The following is a 14,368-nucleotide window of genomic DNA, read 5'->3' on the forward strand; positions in this document are numbered from 1 at the left end:
GCGTTCGCCAGCAGGGAGTTTTCAGGCAAATGAGACGATCGCAGGTGACGACCGTGTCATTGCTTGCGGCGCTGGCGCTTGGCGCCTGCACCAACGCCAAGGACGTGCTCGAGCCTTCGGCGATCACCCCGCCGGCGAGCTCGGTCCAGTCTTCGGCCGCCCCGCAGGCCACATCGACAACGGCCACATCTGCGACCACAACCGCGCCGGCTCCTTCGCCCGGTCCCGCGACGACATCCGCAAAACCCGCAACGCCGGCGCAAACCGCCGCCCTCGCCAGGACGCGGCTGCAGGTGGCGCCGATCGTCGGCGCGTCGGTTGACGCAGCGGCACCGTTGACGGCGGAGCTGCAGACCCGTGCCAAACAGCGCGGCCTGACGCTTGTCGGCAGCACGGACCAGACGGCGACGCATGTGCTGAAGGGCTATTTTTCGACGATGTCCGAGGGCAAGGACACGACCGTCATCTATGTCTGGGACATTTACGATCCCTCCGGCAACCGCCTCCACCGCATCAATGGCCAGCAGAAGGCGCCTTCCGTCGGCAGCGGCGAAGGGTGGCCCACGGTAGCGCCCGCCACCATGCAGGCCATCGCCGACCAGACGATCGACCAGTTCGCCGCCTGGCTCGGCAGCGGCGGCGCCGGTTGATCGGATCGGCCGAACTGTTGCCAGCCAAACTGTTGCCAGGTTGCGATGTTTTTGCGCTGTTCGTTCCGGTCGCCGCAAGGATTCCCCACAACGAGGCTTGCAATACCGGCGCGGGCCGCTAAAAGCCCGCATAAAAGGCTTATGAGAGTCTCTCCGGCCTCTCCATCCTTCACCAGGAACGGTGCATGAAGCTTTTCGCGGGCAATTCCAACCGGGTGCTGGCCGAGGCGGTCGCTCGCTATCTCAACATCCCGCTGGGGAAGGCCAGCGTCAGGCGCTTCGCCGACCAGGAAATCTTCGTCGAGATCCAGGAAAACGTGCGCGGCGAGGATGTGTTCATCCTGCAGTCTACCTCTTATCCGACCAACGACCATCTGATGGAACTGCTCATCATGATGGACGCCTTCATGCGCTCCTCGGCGCGGCGCATCACGGCGGTCATCCCCTATTTCGGCTATGCGAGGCAGGACCGCCGCGCCTCCGGCCGCACGCCGATCTCGGCCAAGCTGGTCGCCAACATGATCACCCGCGCCGGCGCCAATCGCGTGCTGACGCTCGACCTGCATGCCGGCCAAATCCAGGGCTTCTTCGACATCCCGACCGACAATCTGTTCTCGGTGCCGGTGATGGCCCGCGACGTGAAGGCGAAATACAAACAGCTCGGCAATGTCGTGGTCGTGTCGCCCGACATCGGCGGCGTGGTGCGGGCGCGCGCTTTGGCCAAGCGTTTCGACGCGCAGCTTGCCATCGTCGACAAGCGTCGCGAGCGCCCTGGCGAATCGGAAGTTATGAACATCATCGGTGCCGTCGCCGGCAAGGACTGTCTCCTGATCGACGACATCGTCGATTCCGGCGGCACGCTTTGCAATGCGGCCGACGCGCTGCTGGCCAATGGCGCGACCTCCGTCACCGCCTACATCACGCATGGCGTGCTCTCCGGCGGCGCCGTCGCCCGTATCGCCGGCTCGAAGCTGCAGGAGCTGGTGATCACCGATTCCATCCAGCCGACGCAGGGCGTGCTCGACGCGCCGAACATCCGCGTCATTTCGATCGCCGACCTGATGGGCGAAGCGATCTCGCGCACGGCGACGGAAGAATCCGTGTCGAGCCTGTTCGACTAAGCTAAGCTGCTGCTGGCCTGAGCAGGCCCGGTCATCCGTTTCGTCCCTTCGCCCGCCTCGCGCGCGCCGCGCATATAGCCGCGCGGCGAGGTGCCGAGCATGCGCTTGAACATGGTCGTGAAGGCCGGCACGCTGTCATAGCCGAGATCGAGCGCCACCCTGGTGATCGGCTCGCCGTCGGCGAGCCTGGGCAGCGCCGCGAACAGGCACGCCTGCTGGCGCCAGGTCGACAGCGACAGCCCGGTCTGGCGATGGAAGGCACGGGTGAAGGAGCGCCGGCTCATACCCACGACATTCGCCCATTCGTCGATCGTCGCATGCGGCGACGGGGCTGCCACGAAGCGCCGGCAGAGCGCTGCGAGCTTCGGATCGGACGGGAAAGGCAGGCCGAGCGGCCGTTCCGGCAGGTTCGGGATCTCGTGCAGCAGAAGTCCCATGACGAGCGCGGCACGCCCCTCGAGCTCACTCCCCTGCGGCAGCTTCTCCGATTCGACGATCAGGCTGTGCATCAATTCCGTGATGCCGACGACGCGCAAACCCTTGGGCAAGCCGGCGATGGCGTCCGGCATGACATAGACCGAGCGCATCGAGACATCGCCCAGCATCTCGACGGAATGCTCGGTGCCGGCCGGTATCCACATCGCATGGTCGGGCGGCACCATCCATCGCCCGTGCCTGGTCGTCACAAGGACCACGCCGACCAGCGCGTGCAGCAATTGGCTGCGGCTGTGACGGTGCTGCGGCACGTGGTAGCCGTCCGGGTATTCCGTGGGCAGTGCCACGGCCGGCCCGACGGCCTGTTCCAGCCATTGCCAGCGGCTTTCATGCAGCCGGCCGAGCTCGGCGGCGTCGCCCTTGAATAGCTCCCTGCCATGCGGCATCGATCTGGCCCACTTGCGAAACTATTGGACCAAACCACGAAAGAAGTCGCTTGGCAACCGGCCTATAAGGCCGGCTGCGGTTCGCCGCCTAGAGCATGATCCCGAAAAGTGGGAACCGGTTTTCGGAAAAGATCATGCTCCAACAAGACTACGGAGCATTGCCTTGACTGATACGACCGCCACCTCCGTCGCCGCACCGGCGCCGGCAAGCAACATCTCGGCGCAAGCGACGGCCTTCACCGTCATTCTTGCGGTGAGCTTCTGTCACTGTGTCAACGACATCATGCAGTCGCTGCTTTCCGCGATCTATCCGCTGCTCAAGGACAACTATGGTCTCGATTTCTGGCAGATCGGCCTTCTGACCTTCACCTTCCAGGTGACGGCTTCGCTGCTGCAGCCGGTCATCGGCATGATCACCGACAAGAAGCCGATGCCCTACTCCTTGCCCTGGGGCATGGCTTCTTCGCTGGTCGGGCTGGTGGTGCTCGCTCATGCCGGCCATTACTGGCTGCTGTTGATCGGCGCGTCGCTGATCGGCATCGGCTCGGCGATCTTCCATCCGGAATCCTCGCGCATCGCCCGCTTCGCGTCCGGCGGCCGCTTCGGTCTGGCGCAGTCGCTGTTCCAGGTGGGCGGCAATTTCGGCCAGGCCATGGGACCGTTGCTCGCCGCCTTCATCGTCGTGCCGTTCGGCCAGACCAGCATTTCTTGGTTCGCCGTCGGCTCGCTGATCGGCATCGTCGTTTTGTGGCAGGTCGGCGGCTGGTACAGCCGGCTGCGCGCCTCGATGGCCGCCCGCAAGCAGGCCGCCCAGGTCTCGCCCTTCGCACGCAAGAAGGTCATGTGGGCGCTGGTCGTGCTGACGCTGCTGGTGCTGACCAAGAACGCCTATATTGCCTCGCTCTCCAGCTACTACACCTTCTACGCCATCCATAAGTTCGGCGTTTCCGTGCAGATGAGCCAGGTGATGCTGTTCCTGTTCCTCGGCGCCTCGGCGCTGGGCATCCTGCTCGGCGGCCCGTTCGGCGACCGCTATGGACAGAAGGCGATGATCTGGTTCTCGATCGTCGGCGTGCTGCCCTTCACGCTGGCGCTGCCCTACGCCAATCTGGAATGGACGATGGTGCTCACCGTGCTGATCGGCCTGATCCTGTCCTCGGCCTTCTCCAACATCGTCGTCCTCGCGCAGGAACTGGTTCCGGGCCGCGTCGGCATGATCGCCGGCATCTTCTTCGGCTTCGCCTTCGGCATGGGTGGCATCGCCGCTGCCGTGCTCGGCGTCGTCGCCGACATGAAGGGGATCGACTTCGTCTACCAGGTCTGCTCGTACCTGCCCTTCCTCGGCCTGCTGACGGTGTTCCTGCCCAACATGAAGGAGGCGCGGAAGGCCTGATTGCGCGGCCACTTCGAATGGCTTCCGAGGATCAAAGCACCCGCCGTAGGGCGGGTGCTTTCGTGTTTGGCGACCTGCCTCAGGCCTTGAAGAAAGTCAGGAGGTCGGCGTTGATCACATCCGCATGGGTCGTCGCCATGCCGTGCGGAAAACCCTTATACACCTTGAGCTCGCCCTTCTTGAGCAGCTTGATCGCAAGCAGCGCGGAGTCCGCGATCGGCACGATCTGGTCGTCGTCGCCATGCATGACCAGCACCGGCACGTCGATGGTCTTGAGGTCTTCGGTGAAGTCCGTTTCCGAGAAGGCCTTGATGCAGTCGTAATGCGCCTTGGCGCCGCCCATCATGCCCTGACGCCACCAATTGTCGATGACGCCCTCGGAAACCTGCGCGCCCGGGCGATTGAAGCCGTAGAACGGCCCGGCCGGAACGTCGTGGAAGAACTGGGCGCGGTTGGCCTCCAGCGCCGCACGGAAACCGTCGAACACCTCGATCCGCAGGCCGCCCGGATTGGCGGGCGTCTTCAGCATGATCGGCGGCACCGCGCCAATCAGCACGGCCTTGGCGACACGGCCTGCGCCGCCATATTGCGCGACGTAGCGCGCCACCTCGCCGCCGCCCGTCGAATGACCGACATGGATGGCGTCCTTGAGATCGAGATGCGCGGCGAGCGCCGCCACGTCGGCGGCGTAGGTGTCCATCTCGTTGCCGGTGTCGGTCTGGCTGGAACGGCCATGGCCGCGCCGGTCATGCGCGATGACGCGGTAACCTTTTGACAGGAAGAACAGCATCTGGGCGTCCCAGTCGTCGCTGCTCAGCGGCCAGCCATGATGGAAGACGATCGGCTGGCCCATCCCCCAATCCTTGTAAAAGATCTGCGTTCCGTCCTTGGTGGTGATCGTGCCGCTGCCCGAACCTGACTTGTTCTGCGAGGTCATCTCAATCTCCTTTGGTTGATGTTGCGATAAACAATATCGCGATAACAATATTTCTACCGGAGTTTCGAGCTCTTGTCCACGAAAATATGTATCGCAATATCTTTTTTCGTGGTATAGAGCAGATGCTCAGTCGGCAAAAGGAATGCGCCGTGCCTCTCCCGTTGGACAATCAGCTCTGCTTCACGCTCTATGCGACCAGCATGGCGATCAACCGCACCTACAAGCCGATGCTGGACGAGATGGGAATCACCTATCCGCAATATCTCGTGCTCAACGCATTGGGAGAGGCGGACGGCATGTCGGTAGGCAGCATCGCGCATCGGCTCGCTCTGGAATCGAGCACCATCACCCCGCTGGTGAAAAGGATGGAGCAGGCGGGCCTTGTCACCCGGCAGCGCAGCCAGATTGACGAGCGTCAGGTGCAGGTCGACCTGACCCCAAGAGGACGGGCCCTGCTTGTCCAGTGCAATTGCCTCAACGAGACGCTGATCGAGCGCTCAGGCATGAAGCTGGCCGAGCTTGATGCCCTGAACCGGCAAATCCAAAAATTGCGCGATGCGTTGAGCAGCGACGAACCAGTCGACGCCGCCTGAAGCGTGTTGAGATTGAGATCAGGCCGAGTCGAGAACGGTGAGTTCCGAGAACCGCGTATTTTTGGGCATGTGGATACCGGCCTACGCTGGACGAGGCCCGCCTCACCTGAATATCGACACACCTAGTGCAGGCCGAACTCGCGCAGCAACTCCTCGCGATAGCGCACGAAGCGGCTTTCGCTGCGCTCGCGCGGACGCGGCAGATCGACGTCGATCAGCCGCGCCGCGCCGCTTTTTTCCTTGGGCAGGATCAGCACCCTGTCGGCGAGATAGATCGCCTCTTCCAGGTCGTGCGTGACCACGACCATGGTGACGTTCTCCTCGCTCCAGATGCGCGCCAGTTCCTCCTGCATGGAGATCTTGGTCATGGCATCGAGCGCGCCGAGCGGCTCGTCGAGCAGCAGTATCTCCGGCCGCACCGTCAGCGCCCGCGCGATACCGACGCGCTGCGCCATGCCGCCCGAGAGCTGCCTGGGATAAGCGTCGCTGAATTCGGCGAGGCCGACCAGCGCGATATAAAAGCGCGCCCGCTGCTCGGCCTCCGCCTTCGCCACGCCGCGCACTTCGAGGCCGAAGGCGACATTGCCGAGCACGGTGAGCCAGGGCAGCAGGCGCGGCTCCTGGAAGATCACCGCGCGCTCCTCGCCGACACCCACGATCTCCCTGCCGTCGATCGCGACGGCGCCGCCATCCGCCTCCTCCAGCCCGGCAAGGATACGCAGCAGCGTCGTCTTGCCCGAACCGCTGGCGCCAACGATGACCAGGCATTCGCCGGATCGGATGTCGAGGTTGAGCGAGCGCAGCACGGCGAGCTGGCGACCGCCAAGGCTGAAGGATTTCGACAAGTCGCGTATCGTGACCTCACCGCTGCTTGGCCTGGCCATGGCTTGCGCCTCCGTGCTCAGTTGGTTTTGGTTTCGCCGGGGCGGTAGAGGATGTCGGCGGCCTTGAGCTTGCCTTTCGGCAGGCGCCCGTCGCGTTCGAGGATGCTCACCCAGAAGTCGACGTCGCGGTCGGCAACCGCAGCCTTTTCGCGCAGGCCGAAGCCGGTGAAGTAGCGCGCCAGCTCGCCATTCTCGCCGCGCCTGTTGAGGATGTCGGCCAGCAGCTTGCGCGTCTCGTCCGGATTCTGCCGCGACCAATCGGCGGCACGCGCCGATTGCTCGACGAAGTTGCGCGCTGCGTCGGGATTGGCGGCAATGAAATCGCGCCTGAGCACGACGAAGCCGCCGGCGATCTCGCCGAGCACATCGGTGTCGTTGAAGACGCCGCGCACGCCGCCATCGGCGACCAGCTGGCCGGCGAAGGTCGCCTGCCAGTAACCCAACCCCGCGATATCGACCTGATGCGAGCGCAAGGTCTGCTCGAGCTGCGGCCCGGGCACCACGACGAGCTTGGCGGCATCCGGCGGCAGACCGACGCCATGCAGCGCCTCGCGCACCGTATAATCGAGATGCGCCCCGAGCGTGTTGACCGAGATCGTCTTGCCGGCGATGTCGGCGATCGATTTGATCGGGCTGTCTTCCAGCACATAGAAAACGCTTTTGACATCCTTGTTGATGCCGTTGCTTGGGTAGGCCGCGACGAAGTCGTTGCCGCCGGCGATCGAGTTGATCACGGCCGGCGTGGCGGCCGAACCGAGATCGACGCTGCCGGAGGCGAGCGCGAACAGCGATTCCGGGCCGCCCGCCGCATAGCCGACATTTTCGAGCTCGACGCCGAGGCCCTTGAAGTAGCCGAGCTCATCGGCGAGCTCGTGCGGGGAGATGCCGCCGCGGCTGGCGAGATAGCGGATCTTGACGGATGGGGCCTGCGACCTTGCGATCGAGGGCAGTCCCACGGCGATGATGCCAGCGGCAAGCGGGGCACGCAGGAGAAGCGAGCGGCGTGTGATGGACATGATCCGACCTTTCATGGTTTCAGCAGGGAGATCGGTTGCTTAGGCGACCGAGTTGTTCCAGCGGCAGAGCCGCCGCTGCAAGATGACCAGCGCTTGGTTGGCGAGCAGGCCGAGGGCCGCGAGGATGACGATCGCCGCGAACATCAGCGGGATCTGGAAATTGTATTGAGCATTCATCACCTGGAAGCCGATGCCCTTGTTGGCGCCGATCATTTCCGAGGCGATCAAGAGCAGCAGCGCGGTGGTGGCCGCCAGCCTCAAGCCGACGAAGATCGACGGCACGGCGCCCGGCAGCACGACGCGGCGGAAGATCGTCAGCCGCCGGGCGCCATAGACGCGCGCCATTTCGAGCAGCTTCGGGTCGACTTCCTTCACGCCGTTGATCGTGTTGAGCAGCAGCGGGAACAGCGTCGCCCAGAAGATGACGAACACCTTCGAGGCTTCGCCCAGTCCCAGAAGCAGGATGAACACCGGATAGAGCGCCAGGGCCGATGTCTGACGGAAGAGCTGCAGGATCGGGTCGAGCGCGGCTTCCACGGCGCGCGCCTGGCCCATGACCAGGCCGAGCGGGATGGCCACGACGACAGCCGCGGCGAAGGCGAGGCCGGCGCGCTGCAGGCTGATGGCGATGTCGCCGAGCAGGCTGCCGCCGGCGAGGCCCTTCCAGAGCGCTGCGACAATCGCATCGATCGGCGGCAAGACGGCCGCATTGACCCAGCCGCTGCTCGCCGCAACCTGCCAGAGCGCGAGAAAGCCCAGAAGCACGCCATAGCGCGAAGCGATTCTTGCCGCGGCCCGCCCGGCTGGCCGCAGGAAGTCCGTGAGCAGGCCATTGCCCTCTTGCCGGCCAACGCCGGCCGTCCGTTCGATGTGCTGCAAGGTCATCGTCTTGCCTTTCGTTTCGGGATCACTCGGCGGCGAGCACGGTCGAGCGTGCAACCGTCCATGGATTCTGCGGCCGCCTGAGGCCGAGGTTCTCGCGCAACGTCCTGCCCTCATAGGCGGTACGGAAAAGGCCGCGCCGCTGCAGTTCAGGGATCACCAGCTCGACGAAATCCTCAAGCGCGCCGGGCAGCCATGGCGGCAGGATGTTGAAGCCGTCGGCGGCTTCGTTGCCGAACCATTCTTCCAACTGGTCGGCGACCTGCGAGACGCTGCCGATCACCGTGTAGTGGCCGCGCGCGGTCGCCACCCATTGATAGAGCTGGCGGATCGTAAAATTATGCTCGTCCGCGATCTGGCGGATCAGCGCCTGGCGGCTCTTCATGCCTTCGGTTTCCCGGCTCGGCGGCAGCGGTCCGTCGAGCGGGTAGTCCCTGAGGTCGAGGGTCTGCCCGGCGAGACCGTTGAGCAGCGCCACGCCGTCCTCGGGCAGGATGAGGTCGTTCAACTGCTGGTATTTGGCGCGGGCTTCCTTTTCGGTGCGGCCGACGAAGGGCGCCACGCCCGGCATGATCAGCACCTGCGCCGGATCGCGGCCGGCCGCCACCACGCGCGCCTTGATGTCGCGATAGAACTCCTGCGCCGAAGCCAGGTTCTGATGCGCGGTGAAGATCACTTCGGCCGAAGCTGCCGCAAGCCTCCGCCCGTCCTCGGACTGCCCCGCCTGGACGACCACCGGGTGGCCCTGCACCGGACGCGGCACGTTGAGGGGGCCTTTGACGCTGAAATGCTCGCCTTTGTGGTTGACGTCGTGCAGCCTGTCCTTGTCGTAGAAGCGGCCCGTCTCCTTGTCGCGGATGAAGGCGTCGTCTTCCCAGCTGTCCCACAATGCCTTGACCGTCTCTACATGCTCATGCGCCCGCGCATAGCGCTCGGCATGGTTGGGCTGGACGTCGCGGTTGAAGTTGCGCGCGGTATCGTCCCCGGCCGACGTCACCACGTTCCAGCCTGCGCGCCCGTTCGACAGAAGGTCGAGCGAGGCGAATTTGCGGGCGAGCGTGTAGGGTTCTTCATAGGTGGTCGAGGCAGTGGCGATGAAGCCGATATGCGTGGTCAGCGGCGCCAGTGCCGAAAACAGCGTCACCGGTTCGAAACCGGCGATCTTGGCGTTGCCGCCTTCACGCGCGCCAAGCCCGACCGTCAGATTGTCGGCAAGGAAATAGGCGTCGAACAGGCCACGCTCGGCGATCAACGCCAGCTTCTTGTGGAACTCGAAGTTGGTCGCGCCGTCGGCCGGCGCATCCGGATGCCGCCAGGCCGCGATGTGCTGGCCGCCGCCGGGCAGGAAGGCACCTAGCTTGATTTGTCTCCTGGAGCTGGTCATGACTGATCCCTCGGTTCGGAAAACGACTGGCTGAAATCAGGCGGCAAGGCTGACGCTGCCGGTTTCACCGATGACGCGCGAAACCTCGGCGACGGCCTGGCGGGCACGGGCGTGGATGGCCTCCGACATCAGCGCGCCGTCGACGAAGTCCTTGTCCGAAGCATAGATCGCGGTCGGCATGGTGAGTGCTTCGAAGAAGCCGAACAGCGGACGCAGCTGATGCTCGACGATCAGCGAGTGGCGCTCGCCGCCGCCTGTCGCCGCCAGGATGACCGGCTTTCCGCGCAGCGACGACGGATCGAGCAGGTCGAACAAGTGCTTGAAAAGCCCGGTGTAGCTGCCCTTGAAGGTCGGCGATCCGGCGACCAGCACATCGGCGCGGGTGAGCAGATCGACGATGGCGCGGGCCGCAGGATCGAGATCGGAAAGGCGCCGTGCGTGAGGGAGCGATGGACCAAGATCCTCGATATCGAACACCGCGTGGGTCGCACCGATCCGGCCGGCGGCCTCACCGGCGATATGACTGACGAATGACTTGGTTTTCGACGGGCGGGTCAAATTGCCGGATATCCCGACCACCAGCTTCTTCGTCATCTCGGCTCTCCTCGCGGTGATACCGATTTTGTAGAGTTAGATGAGCCAGAAGATTTCAAAACGAGCCTGGCAGAGGGATTGAGTTTGCGTCCTTTCGTGGTTGCTTGGTTCAGCGGATGCGGCGTTGCAGCCTTCGCGCCTTCGCCCAGATGGTGCGGCTATCGTCATTTCCGCTGCGGATTGGCACATTCCGCAGCGGTCATCCTTCCCAAGGATCATTCGGATAGCGGTCAGTCCAGCACGACCTCGCCGTTGACCGGCGGCAGCTCCGGCGCTTCCAGCCCATTGAACGGATCGCGCCAGGCATCGATCTCCTCGAGCAGGCGATACCAACGGCCAAGGGAAGGATAATCGTCAAGCGGCAGCTTGGCGACATCGTTGAAGGCGAGAAACGTCGCCATGCGGAAATCGGCATAGGAGACCGAATTGTCGACCAACCACTCCCGTCGGGAAAGCTCGGCCTCAAGGATGGCTGCGGCCGCGTGAAACTGCCTCAGCCCCTCCGCAACCAGCGCCTTGTCGACCGGTCCCAATCCCCAGCGCTGCTTGGTTCCGCGTTCGAAATGCACCATGTCGCAGGCCCTGACAAAATTCTCCTTGCCCCAGCTTAGCCACCGGATCATCTCCGCCTCGTCGTCGCCGGTGCGCCAGAAATCCGAATGCGCAACGCGCGAGAGCCGGCAGGCTATGGCGTCGGCTTCCCAGAGGCTCCATCCGGGGCCAACCAGGATCGGCAAGGTCAGATTGGGGTTCAGCGCGCGATAGCGCTCGGCCTGCCCCGGCGCCATGGGCGATGCGAATTCAAACGCGATCTTAGCCTTGAGATAGCGCGCCGTCGCGACCGCGAGGCGCGGATTGGGATTGCGGCTGAACAGAAGTTTCATGTCGATCTCCAAAGTCTTTCGAATGCCTGTTATAGGACGATCGAGAACTGCCCGATGCTACATGACGAGGGTAAGGAACCCCTGGCGCCGCCAAGGCTTCCGGTTCAACGGCTTGCGCCTCAGGCTGCCTTCCGCTATAGAGCCGCCACCCGCGTAGACACCCTTGGAGGCAACGCGGAGGAAGGCCGGCCAGGCCTCGCATGATCCCCAAAGCATTTGGACAGCCAAAAGCGTTTGGACCGACTGTGCAAGGCCGACGGCTTTCGACGTTTACGGACGGGTTTGCCGGCCGTGGACGCTCCATAACACGCGAAAGGAAATGCCATGAGCCACGATACTTACGAGCTCAAGGCCGAAGCGCGCGAACAGGTCGGTAAGGGGTCCGCCCGTGCAGTTCGCCGCAACGGTAAAGTGCCTGCAGTCATCTATGGCGACAAGCAGCCTCCCCTGGCTATTGCGCTGAACTACAAGGACATCTTCTACAAGATCCATGGCGGCGGGTTCCTGACCACGATCGCCACGATCGATGTCGACGGCAAGAAGATCCAGGTCCTGCCGAAGGACTTCCAGCTCGACCCGGTCAAGGATTTCCCTGTCCATGTCGACTTCCTGCGCATCGGCAAGGACACCGAGGTCAATGTCGACGTGCCTGTCCACTTCATCAATGAGGACAAGTCGCCCGGCATCAAGCGCGGCGGCGTGCTCAACATCGTTCGCCACGAAGTCGAGTTCCACTGCCCGGCCAATGCGATCCCGGAATTCATCACCGTCGACCTCGCCGGCACCGACATCGGCGACTCGATCCACATCTCGGCGGTCAAGCTGCCGGCCGGCGTCAAGCCGGTCATCTCCGATCGCGACTTCACCATCGCGACCATTGCCGGCTCGTCGGCGATGAAGCCGGAGGCGGAAGCCACCACCGAGGCGGCGGCGACCGAGACGGCGGCCCCGGCGGCCGAAGAGAAGTAATTCTCCGAGCCGGATGATTTCATCCGGCTCTAAATCAAAGAAACAGAGCATGATGTTTTCCGAAAACCGCTTCACACTTTTCGGCATCATGCTCTAACGCCGGAGGCGACGATGCTTGTCTTTGCAGGCCTCGGCAATCCGGGCGCGAAATACGAGAACAACCGGCACAATGTCGGCTTCATGGCGGCGGACGCGATAGCCCGCCGCCATTCCTTTTCGCCCTGGTCAAGAAAATTCCAGGGCCTGATCTGCGAAGGCACGCTTGGCGGCGAGAAAATCCTGCTGATCAAGCCGCAAACCTTCATGAACCTGTCCGGACAGTCGGTCGGCGAAGCGCTGCGCTTCTATAAGCTCGAACCGGCTGCCCTCACCGTCTTCTATGACGAGATCGACCTTGCCGCCGGCAAACTCAGGGTCAAGGTTGGCGGCGGCTCAGGCGGCCACAACGGCATCCGCTCGCTCGACCAGCATGTCGGCAACACCTATCGCCGGGTGCGCATCGGCGTCGGCCATCCCGGCGTCAAGGAGATGGTGCACGGCCATGTGCTTGGCGATTTCGCCAAGGCGGACCGCGAATGGCTCGATGTCCTGCTGGACGCCATCGCCGACGACGCCGCGCTGCTCGCCAAGGGCGACGACAGCTCGTTCATGAACCGCGTCACGCTCACCCTGCGCGACAAGCTCGTGCCGACCGGCGATAAAGACCGCCCGCCGCCCAAACCGCCGAAGCAGCAAAGCCATGTCCGCCAGGCGCGCCCGCAGCAGCCGGCGGCAAAACTGCCCGAAAGCGGTCCCATGGCCGCCATGCTGAAGAAGCTGTTCGGAAAGGACTAAGAAGCGGCGCCACCCGCGCGAGGATCGCTCGGCGGCAATTCACATCGGTCGGCCCAGGCCTTCGTTCGCAGCGAACGGGTGCGTCTCGCCAGACTTCGCCGGCTTGCACGATGATCCCGCGCTAACCAGATTAGCGGCCACGAGGCGGCCGGGCCGATCGGGGCTTGACGTTCATCACCCCTATCGCCCATAGCCCTCACCAAAATCGAATTCCGACAGGACTGGACGAACATGGGTTTCAAATGTGGCATCGTTGGCTTGCCCAACGTCGGCAAGTCGACGCTGTTCAACGCGCTGACCAGGACGGCCGCCGCGCAGGCGGCCAACTATCCTTTCTGCACCATCGAGCCGAACACCGGCGAGGTGGCCGTGCCGGATCCGCGGCTGCAAAAGATCGCGGCGATCGGCAAGTCGAAGGAGATCATCCCGACCCGCATCTCCTTCGTCGACATTGCCGGCCTGGTGCGCGGCGCCTCCAAGGGCGAAGGGCTGGGCAACCAGTTCCTCGCCAATATCCGCGAGGTCGACGCCATCGTGCATGTGCTGCGCTGCTTCGAGGATGACGACATCACCCATGTCGAGGGCCGCATCGATCCGGTGGCCGATGCCGAGACGGTCGAGACCGAGCTGATGCTCGCGGACCTCGAAAGCCTCGAACGCCGCATCGTCCAGATCCGCAAGCGCGCCGCCGGCAAGGACAAGGAAGCGATGGCCGTGCTGCCGATGATGGAGGCCGCGCTCGAATTGCTGCAGGCCGGCAAGCCGACGCGCTTCCTGCTCAACGGCATCGCGCCGGAGGACCTGCGCATCCTGCAAGGGCTTAACCTGCTCACCTCGCATCCCGTCCTCTATGTCTGCAACGTCGCCGAGGCGGATGCGGCCACCGGCAACGAGCACACCAGGGCGGTGGAGAAGATGGCGGCCGCCCAGGGCGCCGGCACGGTGGTGATCTCGGCGGCGATCGAGGCGGAAGTCGCCCAGCTTTCCGACGAGGAGGAAATGGAGTTCCTGGCCTCGATCGGCCTCGACGAGCCGGGCCTCAACAAGGTGATCCGCGCCGGCTACGAGCTCCTGCATCTCATCACCTACTTCACCGTCGGGCCGAAGGAGACGCGCGCCTGGACGATCCACAAAGGCGATAAGGCGCCGCAGGCCGCCGGCGTCATCCACACCGACTTCGAGCGCGGGTTCATCCGCGCCCAGACGATTTCCTACAACGACTTCGTTACGCTGGGCGGCGAAGTCGCGGCCAAGGAAGCCGGCAAGGCCCGCGACGAAGGCAAGGAATATGTCGTCCAGGACGGCGACATCATGCTGTTCAAGTTCAACACCTGAGTGCCTGACTG

Annotated in this window: 15 protein-coding genes; 7 read left to right on the forward strand and 8 right to left on the reverse strand. The window is 64.0% G+C overall.

Annotated features, from left to right (window positions below; all coding sequences use genetic code 11):
* Window positions 1-29: 29 nt before the first annotated feature.
* Window positions 30-650 carry a hypothetical protein gene (locus tag ACVMIM_RS29630; RefSeq protein WP_476116306.1) on the forward strand — a complete coding sequence of 207 codons (621 nt, stop codon included), beginning with the start codon at window positions 30-32 and terminating at the stop codon, window positions 648-650.
* A 185-nt stretch (window positions 651-835) separates the two neighbouring features.
* Window positions 836-1,771: a ribose-phosphate pyrophosphokinase gene (locus ACVMIM_RS29635; RefSeq protein WP_040989656.1), complete on the forward strand. Its 936-nt coding sequence runs from the start codon at window positions 836-838 to the stop codon at window positions 1,769-1,771.
* Here the strand turns inward: ACVMIM_RS29635 and ACVMIM_RS29640 are convergent.
* Entirely contained in the window at window positions 1,768-2,652 is an 885-nt protein-coding gene (locus ACVMIM_RS29640) for an AraC family transcriptional regulator (protein ID WP_476116307.1), read from the reverse strand. The genes ACVMIM_RS29635 and ACVMIM_RS29640 overlap by 4 nt on opposite strands.
* A gap of 163 nt (window positions 2,653-2,815) precedes the next feature.
* Here ACVMIM_RS29640 and ACVMIM_RS29645 point away from each other — a divergent pair, with 163 nt between their 5' ends.
* Window positions 2,816-4,045, forward strand: a complete 1,230-nt coding sequence (locus ACVMIM_RS29645; protein WP_476116309.1) for an MFS transporter — start codon at window positions 2,816-2,818, stop codon at window positions 4,043-4,045.
* A 79-nt stretch (window positions 4,046-4,124) separates the two neighbouring features.
* Here the strand turns inward: ACVMIM_RS29645 and ACVMIM_RS29650 are convergent, their stop codons facing one another.
* Window positions 4,125-4,982, reverse strand: a complete 858-nt coding sequence (locus ACVMIM_RS29650; protein WP_476116311.1) for an alpha/beta fold hydrolase — start codon at window positions 4,980-4,982, stop codon at window positions 4,125-4,127.
* Window positions 4,983-5,131: 149 nt separating this feature from the next.
* Between ACVMIM_RS29650 and ACVMIM_RS29655 the strand changes: the two genes are divergently transcribed.
* A complete protein-coding gene (locus ACVMIM_RS29655; RefSeq protein ID WP_476117416.1) occupies window positions 5,132-5,575 on the forward strand; it encodes a MarR family winged helix-turn-helix transcriptional regulator in 444 nt (147 codons plus the stop codon).
* Window positions 5,576-5,697: 122 nt separating this feature from the next.
* Here ACVMIM_RS29655 and ACVMIM_RS29660 read toward each other — a convergent pair whose 3' ends face one another.
* The 6 genes from ACVMIM_RS29660 to ACVMIM_RS29685 all read right to left on the reverse strand — a co-directional run bounded on the left by ACVMIM_RS29660 (window position 5,698) and on the right by ACVMIM_RS29685 (window position 11,219).
* On the reverse strand, window positions 5,698-6,459 hold the full coding sequence (locus ACVMIM_RS29660; protein WP_476116313.1) for an ABC transporter ATP-binding protein: 762 nt from the start codon (window positions 6,457-6,459) through the stop codon (window positions 5,698-5,700).
* Between the two features lie 17 nt (window positions 6,460-6,476).
* Window positions 6,477-7,475: an ABC transporter substrate-binding protein gene (locus ACVMIM_RS29665; RefSeq protein WP_476116315.1), complete on the reverse strand. Its 999-nt coding sequence runs from the start codon at window positions 7,473-7,475 to the stop codon at window positions 6,477-6,479.
* A gap of 39 nt (window positions 7,476-7,514) precedes the next feature.
* Window positions 7,515-8,360 carry an ABC transporter permease gene (locus tag ACVMIM_RS29670; protein WP_476116317.1) on the reverse strand — a complete coding sequence of 282 codons (846 nt, stop codon included), beginning with the start codon at window positions 8,358-8,360 and terminating at the stop codon, window positions 7,515-7,517.
* A 22-nt stretch (window positions 8,361-8,382) separates the two neighbouring features.
* Window positions 8,383-9,741: an LLM class flavin-dependent oxidoreductase gene (locus ACVMIM_RS29675; RefSeq protein ID WP_476116319.1), complete on the reverse strand. Its 1,359-nt coding sequence runs from the start codon at window positions 9,739-9,741 to the stop codon at window positions 8,383-8,385.
* Between the two features lie 36 nt (window positions 9,742-9,777).
* Window positions 9,778-10,335: an FMN reductase gene (gene msuE / locus ACVMIM_RS29680; protein ID WP_476116320.1), complete on the reverse strand. Its 558-nt coding sequence runs from the start codon at window positions 10,333-10,335 to the stop codon at window positions 9,778-9,780.
* A 230-nt stretch (window positions 10,336-10,565) separates the two neighbouring features.
* Window positions 10,566-11,219: a glutathione S-transferase family protein gene (locus ACVMIM_RS29685; RefSeq protein ID WP_476116322.1), complete on the reverse strand. Its 654-nt coding sequence runs from the start codon at window positions 11,217-11,219 to the stop codon at window positions 10,566-10,568.
* Between the two features lie 324 nt (window positions 11,220-11,543).
* Here ACVMIM_RS29685 and ACVMIM_RS29690 point away from each other — a divergent pair, with 324 nt between their 5' ends.
* The 3 genes from ACVMIM_RS29690 (at window position 11,544) to ychF (ending at window position 14,357) form a co-directional block, all read left to right on the forward strand.
* On the forward strand, window positions 11,544-12,188 hold the full coding sequence (locus tag ACVMIM_RS29690; RefSeq protein ID WP_040996860.1) for a 50S ribosomal protein L25/general stress protein Ctc: 645 nt from the start codon (window positions 11,544-11,546) through the stop codon (window positions 12,186-12,188).
* Window positions 12,189-12,299: 111 nt separating this feature from the next.
* Window positions 12,300-13,022, forward strand: coding sequence for an aminoacyl-tRNA hydrolase (gene pth, locus ACVMIM_RS29695; RefSeq protein ID WP_476116324.1), 723 nt, complete (start codon window positions 12,300-12,302; stop codon window positions 13,020-13,022).
* A 231-nt stretch (window positions 13,023-13,253) separates the two neighbouring features.
* Window positions 13,254-14,357, forward strand: coding sequence for a redox-regulated ATPase YchF (gene ychF / locus ACVMIM_RS29700; protein ID WP_040996864.1), 1,104 nt, complete (start codon window positions 13,254-13,256; stop codon window positions 14,355-14,357).
* Window positions 14,358-14,368: the final 11 nt, after the last annotated feature.

It is taken from the genome of Mesorhizobium sp. USDA 4413, from assembly GCF_056280365.1.

Bases quoted from the DNA above. Each gene is read 5' to 3' on its own strand.
- pth (WP_476116324.1), top strand. From the start codon at position 12,300: ATGCTTGTCTTTGCAGGCCTCGGCAATCCGGGCGCGAAATACGAGAAC.
- ACVMIM_RS29640 (WP_476116307.1), bottom strand. From the start codon at position 2,652: ATGCCGCATGGCAGGGAGCTATTCAAGGGCGACGCCGCCGAGCTCGGC.
- ACVMIM_RS29675 (WP_476116319.1), bottom strand. From the start codon at position 9,741: ATGACCAGCTCCAGGAGACAAATCAAGCTAGGTGCCTTCCTGCCCGGC.
- ACVMIM_RS29635 (WP_040989656.1), top strand. From the start codon at position 836: ATGAAGCTTTTCGCGGGCAATTCCAACCGGGTGCTGGCCGAGGCGGTC.
- ACVMIM_RS29630 (WP_476116306.1), top strand. From the start codon at position 30: ATGAGACGATCGCAGGTGACGACCGTGTCATTGCTTGCGGCGCTGGCG.
- ACVMIM_RS29650 (WP_476116311.1), bottom strand. From the start codon at position 4,982: ATGACCTCGCAGAACAAGTCAGGTTCGGGCAGCGGCACGATCACCACC.
- ACVMIM_RS29685 (WP_476116322.1), bottom strand. From the start codon at position 11,219: ATGAAACTTCTGTTCAGCCGCAATCCCAATCCGCGCCTCGCGGTCGCG.
- ychF (WP_040996864.1), top strand. From the start codon at position 13,254: ATGGGTTTCAAATGTGGCATCGTTGGCTTGCCCAACGTCGGCAAGTCG.
- ACVMIM_RS29670 (WP_476116317.1), bottom strand. From the start codon at position 8,360: ATGACCTTGCAGCACATCGAACGGACGGCCGGCGTTGGCCGGCAAGAG.
- ACVMIM_RS29660 (WP_476116313.1), bottom strand. From the start codon at position 6,459: ATGGCCAGGCCAAGCAGCGGTGAGGTCACGATACGCGACTTGTCGAAA.
- ACVMIM_RS29665 (WP_476116315.1), bottom strand. From the start codon at position 7,475: ATGTCCATCACACGCCGCTCGCTTCTCCTGCGTGCCCCGCTTGCCGCT.
- msuE (WP_476116320.1), bottom strand. From the start codon at position 10,335: ATGACGAAGAAGCTGGTGGTCGGGATATCCGGCAATTTGACCCGCCCG.
- ACVMIM_RS29690 (WP_040996860.1), top strand. From the start codon at position 11,544: ATGAGCCACGATACTTACGAGCTCAAGGCCGAAGCGCGCGAACAGGTC.